General features: G+C 70.6%; 18 protein-coding genes. 5 read left to right on the top strand and 13 right to left on the bottom strand.

Annotated elements, in window-relative coordinates; genetic code table 11:
* Positions 1–21 precede the first annotated feature (21 nt).
* The 6 genes from AB0I59_RS24820 to AB0I59_RS24795 are packed head-to-tail and all read right to left on the bottom strand — an operon-like array spanning position 22 to position 7,705.
* On the bottom strand, positions 22–1,161 hold the full coding sequence (locus AB0I59_RS24820; RefSeq protein WP_358136444.1) for an acyl-CoA dehydrogenase family protein: 1,140 nt from the start codon (positions 1,159–1,161) through the stop codon (positions 22–24).
* Complete coding sequence (locus AB0I59_RS24815; RefSeq protein ID WP_061253982.1) at positions 1,158–2,705, bottom strand: class I adenylate-forming enzyme family protein; 1,548 nt, start codon at positions 2,703–2,705, stop codon at positions 1,158–1,160. Before AB0I59_RS24815 ends, AB0I59_RS24820 begins: the two co-directional genes overlap by 4 nt.
* Positions 2,702–3,889, bottom strand: a complete 1,188-nt coding sequence (locus tag AB0I59_RS24810) for an alpha/beta fold hydrolase (protein ID WP_358136440.1) — start codon at positions 3,887–3,889, stop codon at positions 2,702–2,704. The genes AB0I59_RS24815 and AB0I59_RS24810 overlap by 4 nt, the downstream gene beginning before the upstream one ends.
* Positions 3,886–4,995, bottom strand: coding sequence for a homogentisate 1,2-dioxygenase (locus tag AB0I59_RS24805; protein ID WP_358136437.1), 1,110 nt, complete (start codon positions 4,993–4,995; stop codon positions 3,886–3,888). The genes AB0I59_RS24810 and AB0I59_RS24805 overlap by 4 nt, the downstream gene beginning before the upstream one ends.
* Positions 4,996–5,005: 10 nt before the next feature.
* On the bottom strand, positions 5,006–6,310 hold the full coding sequence (locus AB0I59_RS24800) for an acyl-CoA dehydrogenase family protein (protein WP_061253985.1): 1,305 nt from the start codon (positions 6,308–6,310) through the stop codon (positions 5,006–5,008).
* A 12-nt stretch (positions 6,311–6,322) separates the two neighbouring features.
* Positions 6,323–7,705 (bottom strand): 4-hydroxyphenylacetate 3-hydroxylase N-terminal domain-containing protein, encoded by a 1,383-nt coding sequence (locus tag AB0I59_RS24795; protein WP_061253986.1) that lies wholly within the window; start codon positions 7,703–7,705, stop codon positions 6,323–6,325.
* A gap of 183 nt (positions 7,706–7,888) precedes the next feature.
* Here AB0I59_RS24795 and AB0I59_RS24790 point away from each other — a divergent pair, with 183 nt between their 5' ends.
* Genes AB0I59_RS24790 through AB0I59_RS24780 form a run of 3 tightly spaced genes read left to right on the top strand, consistent with a single transcriptional unit; the run spans position 7,889 to position 10,433 of the window.
* Entirely contained in the window at positions 7,889–8,500 is a 612-nt protein-coding gene (locus AB0I59_RS24790) for a TetR/AcrR family transcriptional regulator (RefSeq protein WP_061253987.1), read from the top strand.
* Positions 8,500–9,681 (top strand): lipid II flippase MurJ, encoded by a 1,182-nt coding sequence (locus AB0I59_RS24785; protein WP_358136433.1) that lies wholly within the window; start codon positions 8,500–8,502, stop codon positions 9,679–9,681. Before AB0I59_RS24790 ends, AB0I59_RS24785 begins: the two co-directional genes overlap by 1 nt.
* Before the next feature lie 38 nt (positions 9,682–9,719).
* The gene (locus tag AB0I59_RS24780) at positions 9,720–10,433 is read left to right on the top strand and encodes an SMI1/KNR4 family protein (protein ID WP_358136430.1); all 714 of its coding nucleotides are present in this window, start codon (positions 9,720–9,722) and stop codon (positions 10,431–10,433) included.
* A gap of 247 nt (positions 10,434–10,680) precedes the next feature.
* Here the strand turns inward: AB0I59_RS24780 and AB0I59_RS24775 are convergent, their stop codons facing one another.
* Entirely contained in the window at positions 10,681–11,199 is a 519-nt protein-coding gene (locus AB0I59_RS24775) for a hypothetical protein (protein WP_358136427.1), read from the bottom strand.
* Positions 11,200–11,391: 192 nt separating this feature from the next.
* Between AB0I59_RS24775 and AB0I59_RS24770 the strand changes: the two genes are divergently transcribed.
* The gene (locus AB0I59_RS24770) at positions 11,392–11,721 is read left to right on the top strand and encodes a DUF427 domain-containing protein (RefSeq protein WP_061253990.1); all 330 of its coding nucleotides are present in this window, start codon (positions 11,392–11,394) and stop codon (positions 11,719–11,721) included.
* A gap of 61 nt (positions 11,722–11,782) precedes the next feature.
* Here AB0I59_RS24770 and AB0I59_RS24765 read toward each other — a convergent pair whose 3' ends face one another.
* The 6 genes from AB0I59_RS24765 to AB0I59_RS24740 all read right to left on the bottom strand — a co-directional run bounded on the left by AB0I59_RS24765 (position 11,783) and on the right by AB0I59_RS24740 (position 17,560).
* A complete protein-coding gene (locus AB0I59_RS24765; protein WP_358136424.1) occupies positions 11,783–12,535 on the bottom strand; it encodes an SRPBCC family protein in 753 nt (250 codons plus the stop codon).
* Position 12,536: 1 nt separating this feature from the next.
* Entirely contained in the window at positions 12,537–13,151 is a 615-nt protein-coding gene (locus tag AB0I59_RS24760; protein ID WP_061253992.1) for an ArsR/SmtB family transcription factor, read from the bottom strand.
* 70 nt (positions 13,152–13,221) lie between these two features.
* Positions 13,222–14,964, bottom strand: a complete 1,743-nt coding sequence (locus AB0I59_RS24755) for a pyruvate dehydrogenase (protein WP_061253993.1) — start codon at positions 14,962–14,964, stop codon at positions 13,222–13,224.
* A 160-nt stretch (positions 14,965–15,124) separates the two neighbouring features.
* Positions 15,125–15,757: a hypothetical protein gene (locus tag AB0I59_RS24750; RefSeq protein WP_358136419.1), complete on the bottom strand. Its 633-nt coding sequence runs from the start codon at positions 15,755–15,757 to the stop codon at positions 15,125–15,127.
* A gap of 431 nt (positions 15,758–16,188) precedes the next feature.
* A complete protein-coding gene (locus tag AB0I59_RS24745) occupies positions 16,189–16,842 on the bottom strand; it encodes a TetR/AcrR family transcriptional regulator (protein WP_061253995.1) in 654 nt (217 codons plus the stop codon).
* Positions 16,843–16,858: 16 nt separating this feature from the next.
* Positions 16,859–17,560, bottom strand: a complete 702-nt coding sequence (locus AB0I59_RS24740; RefSeq protein WP_358136416.1) for a maleylpyruvate isomerase family mycothiol-dependent enzyme — start codon at positions 17,558–17,560, stop codon at positions 16,859–16,861.
* Between the two features lie 191 nt (positions 17,561–17,751).
* Between AB0I59_RS24740 and AB0I59_RS24735 the strand changes: the two genes are divergently transcribed.
* A complete protein-coding gene (locus AB0I59_RS24735; protein ID WP_358136413.1) occupies positions 17,752–18,507 on the top strand; it encodes a class I SAM-dependent methyltransferase in 756 nt (251 codons plus the stop codon).
* The last annotated feature ends 106 nt before the right edge of the window (positions 18,508–18,613 follow it).

Below are 18,613 nucleotides of genomic sequence, written 5' to 3'. Positions count from 1 at the left end.
TCGATCGAGGTCGGAGGGAGCTCAGCCGGCGAGCAGCGAGAGGCACCCGCTCGCCACGGCGGTGTCCCTGAGCCGGACCGGCTGCCCGTCGAGTACGGCGGTGGCCTTCGCCCGCCGATAGAAAAGGTGGGCGTCGTGCTCCCACGTGAAGCCGATCCCGCCGTGCACCTGGATCAGCGCCTCGGCGGCGGCCCCGAACACCTGGGACGCCTCGGCCTTGGCCAGGAGCACGAGCAGGTGGGCCCGCTCGTCCTCCGCGTCGATCGCCCGCGCGGCGGCGAGGACGAGCGCGCGCGCCGCGACGACGTCGACCGCCATCCCCGCGCAGCGGTGCTGGATCGCCTGGTTGACGCCGATCAACCGGCCGAACTGGCTGCGGATCTTCGCGTACCCGACCGCGTGGTCGAGGCAGCCCTGCGCCCCGCCCACCTGCTCGGCCGCGAGCAGGAGCCGGGCCACGTCGCCGATCCTCGCGAGGGTCGCGACGTCTCCCGGCCGCGACAGGGGCAGCGCCGGGACCGCGTCGAGGTGGAGATCGCCGAGCGTCGCGGTGAGATCGACGGATCCGGCCGCCCGGCGCGTGACGGATCCCCGCTCGCCGCCGAGCGGCACCAGGACGGCGGCGGGACCGTGCGGCGCGCGGGCGACGGCGAGCAGCACGTCGGCGGCCGGGCCGTGCGTGACGTGCCGGACCTCGCCGGACACGCGCCCTTCCGCGTCCATGCGCAGCCCGGGGACGTGCGATGCGAACGCCTGGGGCACGCCCGCGACCGCGGTGCCGGTCAGGACCCCGCCCGCATGGCCGACCGGATCGCCGATCAGGTCGCCGCCGGAGGTGGCGGCGCCGCCCGCGCGAAGCGCCCAGGCCAGCAGCACCGAGGCGCGGAACGGCCCGGGATAGAGGGACGCGCCCGCCTCCTCGGCCGCGGCGGTCAGGTGTTCGAGGCCCAGGCCGAGACCGTCGGCCTCCTCCGGCGCCGCCATGGCGAGCAGGCCGACCTCGTCGGCGAGCACGCGCCAGCGCTCCCGGTCGAACCCCGCGCCGGCGACGGCCGGATCGCCGTCACGGATCAGCCGGGTCTCGTCCAGGCCCGGCCGGTCGGCGAAGTACGCCCGGAGCGCGGCCCTGACCTCGTCGGGACTCAGCAGGTCGTCGGTCATCTCTCGGCCTCTCCACCGGCTCCCGCGCCGGTCTCCCCGGCGAGAAGGGTCGCGCGCACGATCTTCCCGGTCGCCGTCCTCGGCAGCTCGGGAAGGATCCTGATCCTCTTGGGCACCTTGTATCCGGGCAGGAACCTCCTGCAGTGCTCGATGACGGCCTGCTCCGTCAGCCCGTCGTCGCGGGGGACGACGGCGGCGCACACCAGCCGGCCCCACACGTCGTCGGGCACGCCGTACACCGCGCATTCGAGGATCTCGGGCATCTGGTCGATGACGTTCTCGACCTCGGCCGGATGGACGTTCTCCCCGCCGGTCACGATCATGTGGTCGGACCTGCCCTCGACGTGCACGTAGCCGTCCCCGTCGAGGTAGCCGACGTCGCGCGTGTTGAGCCAGCCGCCGGTCAGGACGCTCCGGGTGGCGTCGTCCCTTCCGATGTAGCCGCGCATCATGAACGGCGTGCGGAAGTGCAGCTCACCGGGGGTCCCGACCGGCACCTCCTCACCGGTCACCAGGTCGCGCACGCTCAGCTCGACGTTCTCCACGAGCCGCCCCGCCGACGCCAGCCGACCGGCGTTCTCCGGATCGAGCCGGTGGTCCTCCGGCGGGAGGCAGGTGACCGGGGCTCCGGCCTCCGTCATGCCGTAGATCTGGCAGAGCTCGCATCCCAGCACGTCGATGGCCTCGCTGAGCAGGCTCACCGTGATCGGGGACGCGCCGTAGGCGACATGCCGCAGGTCGGGCAGCGGCCTCGGATGCTTCTGCAGGTGGTCGACGATCGCCCGGATCAGGGTCGGCACGAGGACCGTGTGCGTGATGCGGTGCCCGGCCAGTTCCTCGACCAGCGATGCCGGAGCGCCGCCCGCGACGTACACCTGCGTGGTGCCGAAGCGGAGGCCGTACTGCACCCAGGTCGCTCCGGCGAGATGGAACACCGGGGGGACGATCAGCTGCCGCGACTCGGTCGTGAACCGGTGGACCTGCGGGTTCGCGACGGACAGCTCGTTGGCCAGCCGGGTCAGCGGAACCGCCTTCGGAACGCCGGTCGATCCCGAGGTGAAGTAGACGATCGCCTCGTCGTCGTAGCCCGGTTCCAGGGGCTCCACCGCGGAGGAGTCCGGCCACAGCGGCAGCGTGGAGTCCACCGCCGAATGCGTGGTGAGACCGTGGGCCGCCTCCTGGCCGCGCTCGGCGAACTCGGCGGTGGACACCAGGTGCGCGAGATCCACGAAGGCCACCGCCTCGCGCTGGCCCGCGGTCGGGAGGCGCCAGTTCAGCCCCACCATGGACGCGCGCCTGCGCCAGATGGCGAGCAGGACGGCGGGGAAGGCGACGTCGTTCTGTCCCAGCCAGCCGACGCGGGAGCCCGGCCCCACGCCGTGCCCGGCCAGGAACGCGGCGCCGCGGTCGGCCGCCTCGTCGAGCTCGCGCCACGTCAGGGAGGACGCGGGGCCCACGATCGCGGGCGCGTCGGGGCGCATGCGCGCGTGCGCGCGGACGGCTGCGTCGATCGTGAGATCGGGCCACTGCTCTTGTCTGGTCATAGCGATCCGGCCCAGCCCCTCTCCGCCATCCAGTTCGTGATCGTTTCGACCGCTTCGGCCAGGTGCGGAACCTGCGCCTTTCCTGTGTAGTAGTGGTTCGCGCCCTGAACGACGTGCAGGGTCCTGTCCGGATGCCCGACCGCGTCGTACAGGCGCCGGGTGTGGCTGGGCGTGCACGCGTCGTCCGCCGAGTTGCCGATGACGAGCGTGGGGACGCGCAGGTAGGCGGCGCAGCGTACCCCGTCGCCGTTCGCGTCGTCGTAGCTCCACTGCGACAACCAGCTCCGCAGGGTGCTGAACCGCGCGAGGCCCACCGGCCCCATGTTCACGACGCGGGGATCGCCGAGGTAGCAGACTCCGGGAGCACGGTCGTTCGGGTCGACGGCCGGATCGAGCCAGCGAGGGTCGGCCATCGTGCCGTGGGTGACGAAGGCGCGCTCCTCCAGGGGCCGTCCCGACGCGCGCAGGTCGTCGAGGGACTCCTTCACCCAGGCGGTGATCCGCCGGTTGCGCGCGATCTGCGCCTCGCGGTACCGCTGGAGGAACTCCGCGCTGTACGGCGGCCGGTCGGGGTTCGCCGGGTCGTACAGGTCCAGCTCCGGATCGCGCTTGGCGGGGTCGTTCTCGTCCAGGATGGACGCGTCCATCCACTCGGTGAGCGTGCCGTGCCTGCTGACGTGCGCGGCGAGGAGCATGACGCCGTCGGCCGGCTGGAGGTCGAGCGCGGCGAGGTCCATCGGGTCGCCCGCCGGGGTGTGGGTGACGGTTGGCGCCTGCGCCTGCTGCTGGTAGTACAGCGACAGCGAGCCGCCTCCGCTCCAGCCCGCCAGGATCACGTTCCGGTAGCCGAGCCGCTCACGGGCGTCGCGTACGCAGGCGCCGAGGTCCTGGACCACCTTCTCCATGATCAGCGCGCTGTCGATGCCGCGATAGCGGCTGTTGCAGTAGATGACGTGGTGTCCCGCCCTCGGCAGGGCGTTCGTCATCGGCAGGTACGCGCCGCCCCCGATGGGGTGCATGAAGACGATGACGGTGTCGGAGGCCACGTCCCTCGGCTTGAGCAGGTAGCTCTCCAGCACCACGTTCTCGCCGCTGCCCCCGTACGTGTCGCGGTAGGCGGACCGGTCCTCGAACAGCACCAGATAGGGGATGCGGTCGTATTCGTGGCGAGGGGCGGCGGTCATATCTGCACCTCGGGAGAGACCTCGGCCTGGACGGCGGACAGGATCGCCTCGCTCGGGACGAGGCGCTGCCGGGTGTCGATCGAGATGACCTTCCACTCGACCCGCTGATCCACGTCGTGCCGCCGCCTGGACCGCTCGCGGGCCCGTTCCGGCACGCCGTGGTGGATGCCCTGCGGGGCGTGGGAGATCAGGCCCTCCGGCATCTGGACGCCGAACACGCTGCCACCGTGGTAGAAGGCGACCTCGTCGTAGTCGACGTTGCGGTGGTACCACGGCATGCGCTCGGCACCGGGGGCCGCCTCGACGGGACGGGGCAGGAAGTGCATCACGTACACCCCGGTGGCCTGCATGAACAGGTGGACCGTGGGCGGCAGGTGGACGGTCTCCGAGGTGATCACGTCGTAGTCGTCGATGTTGAACGTGAAGGGGAAGTTGTCACCCTTCCAGCCTTCGACGTCGAGCGGGTGATGGGGATAGAAGAGGGACGTACGCCCGCCGGAGTGCCGGAGCCGCACCTCGTACTCGGCCCGCCCGTCGTCGTCGAACGCCTCCGCCTCGGGAACCGTGACGAGCGACGAGTCGTAGGGGAAGTGCCGCCCGAGCACCCCGGCCTCCGGCACCCGGAACTCCTCCCGCGCCTCGATGACGAGCACGTGCGCGTCGTCCTCGGGAACCTGCCGGTACGTCGTCGACTTCGGCAGGTAGACGTAGTCGCCCGGCCGGTACGGCAGGCGGCCGAACTCGGTCTCGACGTGGCCGTGGCCCCGGTGCACGAACCAGAGCTCGTCCCCGTCGACGTTGCGCACGTGGAAGGGGGCGGCCACGCGGCGGCGGCTCAGCGAGACGCGGCAGTCCGGGTTGCTGAAGAGGAGCAGCGGCTCGCCGTCCGGGTCGTCGAGGTCGGAGGGCCTCAGCTCTCCCGTCCGGACGTCCACGGAGCGCAGCGTGCCCTCGACCCGGTAGGCGGTCGGGTCGTTCCTGCGGTAGAGGTGCGCGGTGCGGCCGGTGAACCCCGACCTGCCCATCTCGTCGTCCTTGAGACCGTCGAGATCGCGGTGGATCCGCCGCGGCGTGCGCCCCTTACGTAGCTGGATGAAGGATTCCACGGCACCGTCCTTACGTCGTTGTCGCTTCGATGCGGGTGCGGGGGGTGACGGGCTTGGGCGGGCGGGGAAGCCCCAGCCCGCGTTGCGCGATGACGTCGAGCTGGATCTCGTCGGTGCCGCCGGCGATGTGGAGCGCGGGCGCCCCGAGGACGAACTCCGACCAGGCGTACGTGTCCCACTCACCGTGGTCGGCGAACGCGCGCTCGCCGAGGACCTCGCCGGCGAGCGCCGCGATCTGGTCGACGGCCCTGGTCATGAGCATCTTCATGACGGAACCCGACACGGGGGCCAGCCCGTGGCTCCACGAGCCGTCCGGGAGGTCGGCCGCGGCCCGCATCGCGACCACCGCGCTCACGGCGGCGGCGACCCGCTGCCGGTGGACGGGGTCGGCGACCGCGTCCAACCGCGAGACCAGGGTGGTCAGGCGCTCCAGCACGTACGGGCTGACCGGGCCGTTCACGCCGCTCATGGAGCCGCGCTCGCTGCCCAGGCTGGTGGCCGCGACCCGCCACCCCGCACCGACCTCGCCGACGCGGTGCGCGTCGGGCACGCGGACGCCGTCGAGGAAGACCTCGCTGAACGCCGCTCCTCCGGTCATCTGGCGGATCGGCCGTACGGTCACCCCGGGGGCGCGCATGTCGACGAGGAACATGGTCAGCCCCTCGTGCTTGGGGGCGTCGGGGTCGGTGCGGACCAGGGCCTCGCCGATGTCGGCGAGGTGGCCCATCGAGGTCCACACCTTCTGGCCGGTGATGATCCAGTCGTCGCCGTCGCGTACGGCCCGCGTGGTGACGCCCGCCAGGTCGGACCCGGCGCTGGGCTCGGAGAAGAGCTGGCATCCGACGATGTCCGCGCGGAACAGCGCGGGCAGCATCCGCCGCCTCAGCGACGGGGTTCCGTGCTTGTCGATCGCCGGTACGACGATGTGCAGGCCGACGAAGAGGACCTCCCGGGAGGGGAATCCCAACTCCTGGAGGACGTCGTCGAGGACCTGGTCGTGCTCCGGGCTCAGGCCGCGCCCGCCGCAGTCGGGCGGACCGCTCGGCCAGGCCAGGCCGGCGTCGAAGAGCCGCGCCTGAAGCTCGCGGGCTCTGCGCACCTCGGACTCGTGTCCCTCGCCGAGTTCCTCGACGGCGGCGATGCGGTCGGAGCGCTCCGCGTTCCGGGCCGGGACACCGCCACCCGTGTCACCTGCCCCCGCGTCACCGGCCCGCGCGTCACCGTCGCCGACGCCGAACTCCCCCGCGATGGACCGCAGGAACTCCCTGACCTCGTCGCGGAAGCCGGCGACGTCGGGAGCGTGCTCGTTCTTCACGGCGCGGTCTCCTCAGTTCTCCGGGATCCCGGCCACCTTGAGGCCGAGCGCCTTGGCCTTGTCCATCGGGTAGTGCTTGCGCGCGACGAGTCGCTGGGCGTAGAGGCCGCCTCCGGACTGGAGCATGGTCACCAGCTGCCAGCCGCCGAAGGCGTCGGCGGTGTAGTCGCGGATCGCGTGGAACAGGCGCGTGCGGTACTCGCCGTCGACGCCCTCCTTGGTCCGCATGTACTTGCGGATCGCCGGGCCGATCTCCTCGTGCTCGAGGTCGGCGATCGACGGCGCGGTGACGATGGAACCGCCTCCGATGTCGTGCAGGTGCCGGACCATCGCGCTGAACTCGGCGGCGCCGAAGTGCTTGGCCGCGTTGGTGAAGAGCTCGCTCGGGAAGTACCAGCCCTCCGGGCTCGGCTCGGCGTTCGCGATCGCGGCTTCGAGCCCGGCCCGCACCAGCGTCGCGTAGATGATCATTTCCGCGATCTTCTCGCGGATGTGCGAGACCCGCTCGGTGCCGTTCGCCTCGGCGATCAGCTGGGCGAGGCCGACCAGCGTGTCACCGATCTCCACGAGGTGCGCGGTACCGCCCAGGCGCTCCCACAGTCCGAGTGAGTGCGCGAACGTCGCCGAGTGCTCGGTCTCCCCGGCCAGGAACACCCGCTCGTTGGGGACGAAGACGTCGTCGAGGATGACGAAGCCCTCCGGCATGTTGTGCCGGGAGCTGTGCGGGAAGTCCGGCGTGCGCTCGCGCGGCGCGTAGTTGGTGTTGACGATCCGTACGCCCGGCGAGTTCACCGGGATGGCGCACGCGACCGCCCAGTCCTCCTCGCCCGGCTTCATCTTCTTGGTCGGCATCACGACCAGTTCGTGGCTCACCGCCGCCGAGGAGATGTGCAGCTTCGCTCCCCTGACGACGATGCCGTCCGGGCGGCGCTCGACGATGCGGGTGTAGACGTCCGGGTCGTCCTGCGCGCCGGGGGAGCGCATCCGGTCCCCCTTGGCGTCGGTGATCGCCTGAACGCACCGGAGGTCGTTGTCCTTGCAGTACTCGAAGTAGGCCTCGATCCGCCGGGCGTACTCCTCGCTGCTCGGCCGGATCCGCGCGGCCGCGGTGAGCAGGGCGAGCAGGCCCTGCGAGGTCGTCACCGTCACCATGTCCCAGTGCAGCAGCTCCTCCAGCAGCCGCTTCAGCTCGTCACGGCTCCGGGGGATCGCGAAGTAGGGCCCGCAGGCGTCCTCCCCCGGCCGGTGGTGCTCGTCGTATCCCGCGGCGATCAGGTCGAGGGCCGTGGCGAACTGCGGATGGGCGGAAAGATCCTTGATCTCCTGACCATCGGCGAAGACTCGCCTTCCGTCGTCGAGCGAGGCGAGGTACTCGCCCCCGGTCATCATCGCCATCGTGCATCCCTCGGGTCGCGCGGCTGCTGACTGGAACTGACCGCGATTCTGATGTTAAATTCAGTTTTAGTCAATGGGCGATCGAGAAGGGACGGACGGCCACGCGTGATCGCCTACACTCAGACCTCGTCATTGGGCAGCGGAAGACGGGTTCATCAGCAGAAGAGACGGAGGAAGCCGTCGATGCCAGCCACGCCGAAGGGACGGCGGACCGAGGCCGCGTTCTTGGACGCCGCCCGGCAGGTGTTCGCGGAGAAGGGGTACTTCAACGCGAAGATCTCCGACATCGCGCAGGCCGCGGGGAAGTCTCCCGGGTCGTTCTACAACTACTACGAGAACAAGGAGGAGCTGCTCGAAGCGCTCCTCGAACAGTTCTCGATCGAGGTCCTCGAGGCGTCCTTCAAGAGCCAGAGCGACGACCCGCTGGAGAGCATCCGCGGTGCCGTGAGGGCCTACTGGACCACCTACCGCAAGTACCTCGCGGAGATGGTGGGCGTCTTCCAGATGTCCATGACGGACGCCGCCTTCGCCGAACGCTGGCGGGAGAACCGCGCGGCCGGCATTCGCACGGTCCTCGCGGGGATCAAGAACGCGGAGAAGGCGGGACACCACGTCGAGCTCGATCCGGGCACACTGGCGTCCGCGATCGTCTCGATGCTCGAGTCCTTCTGCTGGGTATGGATGGCGGCGGGCGGCGACGCGAACGTGAACGCCCCCGACGACGAGACCGCGATCGAGACGCTCAGCGCGCTCTGGTACCGCACGATCTACTTCGTCCCCCCCTCCCTCGCCTGATGAACAAGCCGGAGAACGCCGCGGAGCAGCCGAGGCTGGCGAAAGCGGGGCGGGCGATGGCCCTGGCCACTCTCGTCTCCCGGATCACCGGGTTCGGCCGCACCCTCGCCCTGGTCGCGGCACTCGGGCTCGGATCGCGCCTGCTGGACGCGCACACGGTGGCCAACACCCTGCCCAACTCGATCTATGACGTGGTGCTGGGCGGGGCGCTGGCCGGCGTTCTGGTCCCCCTCCTCGTACGGCACGGCGACGAGATGTTCGCCCAACGGCTGCTCTCGCTGATCGTCTACTGCCTGGGCATCACAATCGCGGTCACGATGCTGTTCGCTCCTCAGATCGTGGACCTGTGCGCCCCCGGCTTCACCCCTGACCAACGGCAGCTGGCGATCACCTTCACCCGGTTCTTCTTGCCGCAGATCCTCTTCTACGGCGCCGGAACGGCTTTGGCCGCCGTACTCAACGCCCGCGGCCGCATGGCCAGCCCGATGTGGGCGCCGGTGGCCAACAATCTCGTGGTCATCGCCACCGCCGTCGCCTACCTCGCGATCGGCGGCGGTCACCGCGTCGAGGAGCTGACGTCGGCGCAGACGCTGCTGTTGTCCGTCGGCACCACCGCGGGCGTGGCCGCACAGATGCTCCTGCTCGCCTTCGCCGGCCGGGCCGCGGCGCGGCGCGATCTCTCCGTGTACGGGCTCGCGCTGGTGCCCTTCTGCGGCTACCAGATCATGATCCGTGGGTTCTACGCACTGCAGGACACCCGTACCCCGGCGTTGATCGGCGTGCTGGTCTCCGCCGTCACGGCGATCAGCGCTTGGGCGGCCGCGGCCATCGTCCCCGGTCCCGGCATGCTCGTTGCTCTCGCCGCCGGGTACGCCCTCGCCGGCACCGTCGGTCTTCTCACTGCGGCGATCGTCCTGAGATCGCGGCTCGGACGGGTCGACGGCCATCGGCTCCTTTCCACCCACACGCGGACGGCGATCGCCGCGGCGGGCACCGGCTTCACCGCGATCGCCATCACCCACGCCCTCGTCCCCGCCATCGGAACGGGCTGGAGCGGCTCCCTCGTCATCCTGCTCGCCGCGGGGGCCGCGGGATGCGCGCTGTATCCCCTCGCCGGCCGGCTGCTCCGGATCACCGAGCTCCGCGTCCTCCTCTCGGCGCTGCGTCCCACTTCCGCGTGACTCCGCGTACTCGATCTCCATTCGGATAGATTCCTCCCGTGCCGAACGGATTCGACCTCGCCGCGGAACTCGCCGTCGCCATCCAGGGCCGGGACCACGCGTGGGCGTTCATCCGGCGTTTCGCCGCCGAATGGCTGGCTCCGCTGGCCGCCGAGGACGGCTACGACGCGGCGGAACTGGACGCCGCGGAGGAGCGACTCGGCCTGCGGCTTCCCGTCGCGCTCCGCGAGGCGTACGCGCTGCTCGGCCGTCGCGACGATCTGACCGGCAACCAGGACACCCTGCTCCCGCCGGACAAGCTGTACGTGGACGACACCGGACAGGCCCTGGTCTATCGGGTGGAGAACCAGTACGTCGTGGAGTGGGGCATCACCCTGGACACGCTGGACCAGGAAGATCCGGCGACGGTCTACCTGGCCGACATGCTGGACAAGACGACCGAACGCTGGGCTCCGTGGATCGACCGGCTGTCCCTGGCTTTCGTGGAGATCGTCATGTCGGAGTCCCTCTTCTCCGACGACGATCTCGCGGACAACCGGGAACTCGATCCGGAGACCGTCGCCGTGATCGAGGAGCTCTACGCGCTTGCTCCGATGCCCTCCTATCCCGAGGACGAGCCGGGCACCCGCTGGTTCCTCGGCCCGGACGTGCTGCTGCGCGACGACGGCCAGGCATGGTTGTGGGCCCGCGCCCGGACCTCCCAGGCCCTCGAAGACGTCTACAAGGCCCTTCCCGGCGAGTGGTACGTGTAAGGCGCGGCCGGACTACGCATTCACCGCGTCACGCCCGGGTCAGGCACGGGTTGAACAGGTACACGACGAGGGAGACCGCGGCGCAGCCGGAGACGTACCAGTAGAAGCCGGATTCGATCCCGGCGCTCTTGAACCACAGCGCGACGTACTCCGCGGTGGCCGAACAGGGCGTTCGACCACCGCGTACGGCAGGATCACGCCGAGCACCCGCACGTGGGCGGGGAACAGCTCGGGATCCACCATCTGCTTACGTTGCGGGGTCACTCGGCGCGATACTCGCCCGGGAGGTCCGGTCTCTCCGTCTGGGGACGGGGCGTCCGACCCGCGCCGCCGCGATGACCAGCACGGCGACGGCGACGATGTAGAAGTGCCAGAAAACCGACAGACCACCCACGAGCATCTCCCACTGCCCCGCGCAGGAGCCGTCGACGACCACGTCCGCGGCGGCCAGAGAGAGCGTGACAAGGCTGTACGTCCCGACAACGAGCGCGGTGAGCAGGCCCGCGGCCCGGCCCCATCGGGGATGCCCCTTCTTGGCCGACAGCGCCCAGACGCCGAACCCCATCAGGATGACCACTGGAGCGGGGATCAGCCCCAGCGGCGACAGATACCCACTCACGTCCAGATACCGGCTGAAGCCGGGGCACAGCGCGAAGCTGACGTAGCCGCCGCCCGAGCCTCCCTCAAGGAACGGCAGGAGAGCGTAAGGAGCGGCGGACAGCACGAGGGCCGCCGTCCAGAGCACCGTGGATGATCGTCGCCACACGGGGCGACACCGTATCGGCTGGCTATGTAAAACTCCGGCGATCTGCGGAATCGTCACATTCCGCCTGCCCGCGGGGGACGAACGCCCCCTCGGGCGGGCGCGAGCGCGGCACCCTCGGGGGCCGATGAGGAATGTGCCCTCGCGTGGAATCGCTGGACCAGAGGACAGCCGCCGAGCCGACCAGGAGGCATCGTGTCCGAGGGGCACCGCATCACCATCGAGCAGGGTACCGAGCACGTACGCGTCGAGCGTGACGGCGTTCTCCTCGCGGAGAGCCGCCGCCCGCTCCTCCTTCGCGAGACGGGCATGCCCGTGCGCTACTACCTTCCTCAGGAGGACGTCCGCATCGACCTCCTGACCCCGTCCGACACCCACACGTACTGCCCCTTCAAGGGCACGGCGTCCTATTGGTCGCGGCCGGACGCGAAGGACCTGGTGTGGGCGTATCCGGACCCGAAGCCCGACGTCGCCGAGATCCGGGACCACCTCTGCTTCTACGACGTCGAGGTGGTCGCCGGCTGAGGACGGCCCCGACCCGGCCCCGGACGGGCAAGCCCGTCCGGGGCCGGTCGTCAGGTCGGGATCAGGCGAAGGTCCGGGCGAGCCAGGACTGCCAGGCCGCGTCGAGGTCCTTTCCGTCCACGCTTCCTGAGAAGTCGTGGTGTTCCACGACGACCGCGTCCTGGTGGCCGTGAATGAACATGTGGATCCCTTCGTCCGTGCGCACGCCCAGGAAGTTGGGATGCCGGGCGAACTCGACGACTCCGTCGGCCGGCGGGAGGCCCTCCACCGCGAGCCGTACCGGATCGCCGTCGGCGACCTGCGCCCCGGTCAGGCCGAGCACGTCCGTGAACGCCGACCAGACCCGACCCCTGTCCGCGACCTGCGGCCCGACGGCGAACACGTTGTGCGCCGCGATCCGGCCGACGAAGTTCCTGAGGTAGACGGCCAGCTTCCGCAGGTACATGCGGTCGCCCACCTTGAGCGCGTCGTACTCCGCCTCCCAGTCGTCGCCGAGGAAGCCGTTGTGGACGAAGCGCAGCACCGTGCTGCCGCCGTCGCGGCCCTCGATGAGGTACTCGAAGGCCATGAAGGTGCCGTCGGGGTTCTCCGCCGTCCGGAACGCGTACTTCTTGCCGGGCTCCCAGGCGGTGACCGTGGCCTCGCTGGTGAAGCCCATCATCTCCTGGCTCGTCCTGCCGCCTTCCCGGGGCTCGATCTCGTTCCGCCCCATGAACCAGGAGTCGACTCCCGGACCGGTGGCGATGGCCTCCCACACCTGCTCCGGAGTGGCATCGAGCGCGATCTCCTCGCGCACCTCGAACTCGTGCGGCACGTCAGGACTCCTTCGTCTCTGTCTCGGTCGTGATCACGGGCCTGACGCTCGGATGGACGGCGACGATCACGCGGTGATCGCGACCGCCCTCGGCCGTCTCGTCGTGATATTTGGAAACCAGTGCGGTGACCGCGTTCATGAGCTCCTCGGCGAAGGCGGCACGGTCGGCCGCCGAGGCGAATCGCACCTCGCCGTCCAGGGCGAACGTGGCGACCCGCTTGCGCGCCCGCGCCGCGCCGGTGAGGAGGGCGCCGACGTCGCTCACCAGCCGGGCGGCCAGGGCGAGCAGCCAGCGTGCCGACAACCGGTCGGGCGAGCGGGAGGGGTCCGGCTGCACGTCGGCGAGCGCGGCCGGTGAGATCACGTACGACGCCGCCGTGGCGCGCAGCACACGCTCGGTGACGTTGCCCTTCCTGCGTTCCTCCACGAGCTCGACCAGCCCGTGCTTCTCCAGCGCCTTGAGGTGATAGTTCACCTTCTGCCGCGGCAGGCCGATCTTGGCGGCCAGCATCGTGGCCGATCCGGGCTCGGCCAGCTCGGCGAGCAGCCGGGCGCGCACCGGGTCCAGTGAGACCTCCGCCGCCGCCGGATCCTCGATCACCGCAACTTCGAACATGCGCCAACGATGTCACCGACAAATATTGTTGTCAAGAACATGAGAGTTGTCGGACTGCTCCGAGGCGTCGTCACGGGCGAGGGATGTTGCGGAGGTTGGACCGGGCCATCTGGACCATCCGGCCGACCCCGCCGTCCAGCACCAGCTTCCCCGCCGAGAGCGCGAACCCCGCGAGTTGCTCCCCCGTGATGCGCGGCGGGAGGGAAAGGGCGTTCGGATCGGTGACGACGTCGACGAGAGCCGGGCCGTCATGCCGGAGCACATCGCGCAGCGCGTCCCTGACCCGCTTCGGATCCTCCACCCGGACGCCGTACGCCCCCGCCGCGCGGGCGATGGCGGCGTAGTCGGTGTGCGGGTAGGTCGTGCCGTACGGCCGCAGGCCCGCGACCATCATCTCCAGGTCGACCATGCCGAGCGAGGAGTTGTCGAACAGCACCACCTTCACCGGCAGGTCGTGCTGGACCAGGGACAGGAAGTCACCCATGAGCATGGAGAAACCGCCGTCACCCGACAACGAGACGACCTGCCGGCCGCGGTGGGCGAACTGCGCGCCGAGCGCCTGGGGCAGCGCGTTGGCCATCGACCCGTGGCTGAAGGAGCCGATCACCCGCCGCCGGCCGTTCGGGGTGAGATAGCGGGCGGCCCAGACGTTGCACATGCCGGTGTCCACGGTGAAGACGGCGTCGTCGGCGGCCTCCTCGTCGAGGACCGACGCGACGTACTCCGGATGGATCGGGACATGCTTCTCCACGTCACGCGTGTACGCCTCCACGACACCGTTGAGCGCGTCGGAGTGCTTCTTCAGCATCCGGTCCAGGAACCTGCGGTCGGTCTTCTCCTCGACCCTCGGGATCAGCGCGCGGAGCGTCTCGCGGGCGTCGCCCCACACCGCCAGGTCCAGCTTGGACCGCCGCCCCAGGTGCTCGGGCCGTACGTCGACCTGGACGATGCGCACGTCCTCCGGCAGGAACGCGTGGTACGGGAAGTCCGTGCCGAGCAGGATCAGCAGGTCGGCCTCGTGCATGGCGTCGTACGCCGCGCCGTAGCCGAGCAGCCCCGTCATGCCCACGTCGTACGGATTGTCGTACTGGATCCATTCCTTGCCGCGCAGCGCGTGGCCCACCGGCGCCTTGATCCGTTCGGCGAAGGCCATGACCTCGTCGTGGGCTCCCGCCGTACCGCTGCCGCAGAACAGCGTCACCCGCCGGGCGTCGTCGACCATCGCGGCCAGCGCGTCGATCTCCTCGTCGGCCGGGCGGATCGTGGGACGGCGGGTGACCAGCGCCAGTTCGGCCGCCTTCTGGGGCGCCTCACGGGCCGCGACGTCGCCGGGCAGGCTGACCACCGAGACGCCCGACCGGCCCACCGCGTGCTGGATCGCCGTCTGCAGCACCCGCGGCATCTGCGAAGGATGCGAGATCAGCTCCGAGTAGTGGCTGCATTCGGCGAACAGCCGGTCGGGGTGGGTCTCCTGGAAGTAGGCGGTGCCGATCTCGCTGCTGGGAATCTGCGCGGCGAGCGCGACCACCGGCGCCATGCTGCGGTGCGCGTCGTACAGGCCATTGATCAGATGCAGGTTTCCCGGGCCGCAACTGCCCGCGCACGCCGCGAGGTCGCCCGTGAGCTGCGCCTCGGCACCGGCGGCGAAGGCCGCGGTCTCCTCGTGCCGCACCTGGATCCAGTCGATGCCGGGGGCCCGGCGAACGGCATCGGTGATCGGGTTGAGACTGTCCCCGACGACGCCGTAGATCCGCCGGACGCCCGCCTGGGCGAGGATGTCGACGAACTGATCGGCGATGGTCTTCCTGGCCATACGAAGCTCCCCCCGACCGGCGTCGGGCCGGCTCTCTTCCGCTCTTCCTGACCGACTCCTGCCCCGCGTCGCGCGAGGCAGTACTCGTCACCCGGCCGGAACCGATCCCGTCGGGAAGGGCCCGCCCGGACACGAGCGGCGGATCGGACGGGAGGGAGGATCAGGTGCGACGCGCCCGCCACATCTCCACGGCCACCCAGAGGCCGCCGATCGCGATCAGGCCACCGTGCGCGATACGGATCGCGGGCGAGCCGAAGAACTGCGGGAGGAACAGGATGAATCCGGCGGCCAGCGGGACGCCGCTCCACCGCGCGAGCACGCCGGAGCGCCAGATGGCGACGGCCGCCAGGACCACGCCGACCCCGAGCAGCAGAAGTCCGCCCCCGAACATCGTGACCGCCGCCGGGCCGAACCGGAACTCGTCGGCGAGCGCCAGCAGCGACGCGTCCTGCTCCTGGAGCGCGCGTCTCGCGATGACGTTCAGGCCGAAGACCTCGGCCCCGTAGTACGGCAACGTCAGCCCCACGCCGATCCACGTGACCACGACGGCGGGCAGCGTGAGAGGCCGGTCGAGGACGCGGTGCAGCGCCAGCAGTCCCAGCGTGAGCAGGACGAACCCCACCACGGCGAACAGGTGAGCCGCCACCCACGCCGAGGAGGCCATCGCCTGGGCGCCCGCGAGCGTCGTCTCGTCCGAGTACGGACGCACAAGTGGATACAGGAGGAACAGGACACCGGCCGCCGCGAGCGAACCGGCGCCAAGGCGGGCACGGGAAGAGCTGGGAGTGGTCATGGGTCTCTCCGATCGAGACATCGTTCGGCGCATCGCTCCGTTTCGAGAGCAATGCTCTCCATTAAGAACGATGGTGTCAAGCGAGTCTTATGCTCTGAGGAGTGGCCCGGCACGATGGCAGGCGTCCGCCACGGCACACGCCTGCGGTGCCGTACGGGAGAGGGGGCCGGGCGAGGCGAGCCGACGTTCTCGTCGATCCCTTCGATCAGGCGGTGGAGCGGCCGGGCCCATCCCGCCCCGCACGCTGATCACAGACGAGGAACCGGCCGCCACGTCAGCGCAGGCGGGCGCCGCTGTCGTGCGCGCCAGAGGTCAACCTCGATCCACCGTTCCCGAACGAACGAAGGTTCCGGGCTGTCCGGTCGCTCGCGGAGACACGGTTCGTCGAGCGGTTCAGCCCGCGGGGCGGCTGATCGGTGGTTCCGAACGGATCACGGCGCCAAGGAGCGATGCCGATCCCGGACCGGGTGTCCGGTCCCCGCGGCGAACAGGGCGTCGAGCAGGCGCTCGACGGCGGTGCCCATGGCGGCGCGGGTCGCCACGGGATCGTCGGCACCCGCGATGATCATGCCGGCCTGGACGAGCGCGCCGTACAGCAGGTGCGTGAGCGGCTCGGCGGGCTGCTCGGCGATCATGCCCGCGTCGACCGCCTGGGCGAGACCATGGGCCAGGAGGCGGCGCGGGCATCGGGGGTTGTCGAGGCGCTGCCAATGGCTCCAGCCCAGCACCGACGTGCTTTCCTGGAGCAGGATCCGCTGGACCGGGCGGTCGAGGCAGGCGTCGAGGAAGGTGTCGGTGCCGACGCGCAGCAGGCTCGCCGGATCCCCGGCTCCGGCCTCGATGGAGGCGGCCGTCGCGGCGTTGACGCGGTCGAAGATGTCGCCCTCGACGGTCTCCAGGACGGCGCGAAAGATCTCCTCCTTGTCCGCGAAGTGGTGGTAGAGCGCTCCTCGCGTGACGTTGGCCCGGGCGACGACCTCACCGGTGGAGGTGTCGGCGTACCCCTTCTCGGCGAACAGGGCGGCGGCGGCCTCGACGAGCGCGGTCCGTGTCGTTTCGCCCTGTTCGACCTTCCGGTTGCCCATAGGCCAATCGTACGGATCAGCGGTGGACGTTCACGCTCTCGTCGAGGCCGAGCTCGGCCGGATCGGCCCGTCCCGTCGCCACCAGCACGAACCGCAGGGCGTCCGCGCGCAGGATCGGCTCCTCCGCCGCCCCGGCTTCGCCGATCTCGAAGACACCCGCCTCGAAGACGCCGGGCTCGACGCCACCCGGCTCGACGAGGCCGGTGTCGTCCGAGCCGTCGAGGGCGATCCGCGCGGGGCCCCACCCCTTGGCACCGAGCTCGGCCACGACCCATCGCACCGCCGCCGCCAGCCCCGGGCCGCGCTCGCTCGGCCGGCCCAGCGCCGTACGGATGTCGTCGGCGTGCAGGTACGCGTCGTACCAAAGGGTCAGGACGCCGTTGCCGATCGTCCGTTCCGGAACCAGGCTGGGGCGGTTCCAGTAGTCGGCGGAGGCGTGGAGCAGCGGCCGGAGGTCGGCGATCACCTTCCGCAGTTCGGCGGCGTGGTCGTGGTCGCGGAAGGCTCGGGCCAGTTCGTCGGGGCTCCGGCTGCCCGCGGCCAGCGCGGCCGTGTCGACGGCGTTGCCCATGACGTGACCGGCAATGTCGCGCACCGCCCAGCCTGTGCATCGGGTGGGCAGGTCCAGTTCCTCCGGGGACAGTCCGCCGACCAGGTCGGCGAACGCGGCGAACTCCGCGATGAGGCCGTCGATCGTCCGGGCCGGGGTCAGTTCCATGTCGCCGCCTCTCCTGCCGTCTCCGCGACGGCCTCCGCGCGGGAAGGCGAACGAGGGCCGCCCGTACGCCGGGGCCCGGCTCCCGATCTTCCTTCCGGATACCGAGAAATATACATACAGGCTGCATGTACGCATAGGTCGGGCCGGAAAATCCATGGACCGGACCGGAGGAGAACTGACAGCCTCGGATCATGACGAGGACGTTTGACGAGCTGGTCGCCGAGGCGGAATCCGCGTCCGTCGACGGCTGGGACTTCTCCTGGCTGGACGGCCGCGCCACGGAGGAGCGCCCGTCGTGGGGCTACGCGCGGCTGGTGGCCGAGCGCATGGCCCGCGCCACGGCCGCGCTCGACATCCAGACCGGTGGCGGCGAGGTGCTCGCGAGCGTGCCGCACCTGCCCGCCCTGACCGCCGCCACGGAGTCATGGCCGCCGAACGTCGCGCGGGCGAGCCACCTGCTGCGCCCGCGCGGGGTCGTGGTCGTCGACACGGGCGACGGTTCGCGACTCCCGTTCGCCGACGACGCCTTCGATCTCGTGGTCAGTCGGCATCCGGTGTCCACCGGATGGGAGGAGATCGCCCGCGTGCTCCAGCCGGGAGGGACATACCTCTCCCAGGAGGTCGGCCCGCGGAGCGTCGCGGAGGTGACGGAGTTCTTCATGGGCCCGCAGCCGCCCGGCTACGCCCGCGACCCCGAACGCGCCCGGGCGGCGGCCGAGTCGGCCGGCCTTGAGGTGCTCGACCTCCGGCTGGAGTCCCTGCGTACGGTGTTCCACGACGTCGGAGCGGTGATCTACTTCCTCAGGAAAGTGATCTGGATCGTCCCGGGGTTCACGGTCGACCGCTACCGCGCCGAGCTCAGGGCCTTCCACGACCGGATCGAGGCCGACGGCCCCTTCGTCGCGCACGCCACCCGGTTCCTCATCGAGGCCCGCAAACCCGTCTGATCCCCGGCCCGCGTACTTTGCGGCGAAATACGCGGCGAAGGAACGATCGTCCGGTCTGGCCACCCAAGCCGACCAGGCCACGCCGATCCGCTCCAGCCCGCTCCGA

The organism is Microtetraspora glauca, from assembly GCF_040656155.1.
Taxonomy (GTDB): Bacteria; Actinomycetota; Actinomycetes; order Streptosporangiales; family Streptosporangiaceae; genus Microtetraspora; species Microtetraspora glauca.
Note: the sequence above shows the minus strand (reverse complement) of the source record. Positions and strands in the feature narration are given on the sequence as shown.

What these genes read in the sequence shown, in the direction of transcription:
- AB0I59_RS24820 (WP_358136444.1), bottom strand. Translation starts at nt 1,161, where the DNA reads ATGACCGACGACCTGCTGAGTCCCGACGAGGTCAGGGCCGCGCTCCGG.
- AB0I59_RS24795 (WP_061253986.1), bottom strand. Translation starts at nt 7,705, where the DNA reads ATGGCGATGATGACCGGGGGCGAGTACCTCGCCTCGCTCGACGACGGA.
- AB0I59_RS24745 (WP_061253995.1), bottom strand. Translation starts at nt 16,842, where the DNA reads ATGGGCAACCGGAAGGTCGAACAGGGCGAAACGACACGGACCGCGCTC.
- AB0I59_RS24785 (WP_358136433.1), top strand. Translation starts at nt 8,500, where the DNA reads ATGAACAAGCCGGAGAACGCCGCGGAGCAGCCGAGGCTGGCGAAAGCG.
- AB0I59_RS24810 (WP_358136440.1), bottom strand. Translation starts at nt 3,889, where the DNA reads ATGACCGCCGCCCCTCGCCACGAATACGACCGCATCCCCTATCTGGTG.
- AB0I59_RS24755 (WP_061253993.1), bottom strand. Translation starts at nt 14,964, where the DNA reads ATGGCCAGGAAGACCATCGCCGATCAGTTCGTCGACATCCTCGCCCAG.
- AB0I59_RS24760 (WP_061253992.1), bottom strand. Translation starts at nt 13,151, where the DNA reads ATGTTCGAAGTTGCGGTGATCGAGGATCCGGCGGCGGCGGAGGTCTCA.
- AB0I59_RS24750 (WP_358136419.1), bottom strand. Translation starts at nt 15,757, where the DNA reads ATGACCACTCCCAGCTCTTCCCGTGCCCGCCTTGGCGCCGGTTCGCTC.
- AB0I59_RS24735 (WP_358136413.1), top strand. Translation starts at nt 17,752, where the DNA reads ATGACGAGGACGTTTGACGAGCTGGTCGCCGAGGCGGAATCCGCGTCC.
- AB0I59_RS24815 (WP_061253982.1), bottom strand. Translation starts at nt 2,705, where the DNA reads ATGACCAGACAAGAGCAGTGGCCCGATCTCACGATCGACGCAGCCGTC.
- AB0I59_RS24740 (WP_358136416.1), bottom strand. Translation starts at nt 17,560, where the DNA reads ATGGAACTGACCCCGGCCCGGACGATCGACGGCCTCATCGCGGAGTTC.
- AB0I59_RS24790 (WP_061253987.1), top strand. Translation starts at nt 7,889, where the DNA reads ATGCCAGCCACGCCGAAGGGACGGCGGACCGAGGCCGCGTTCTTGGAC.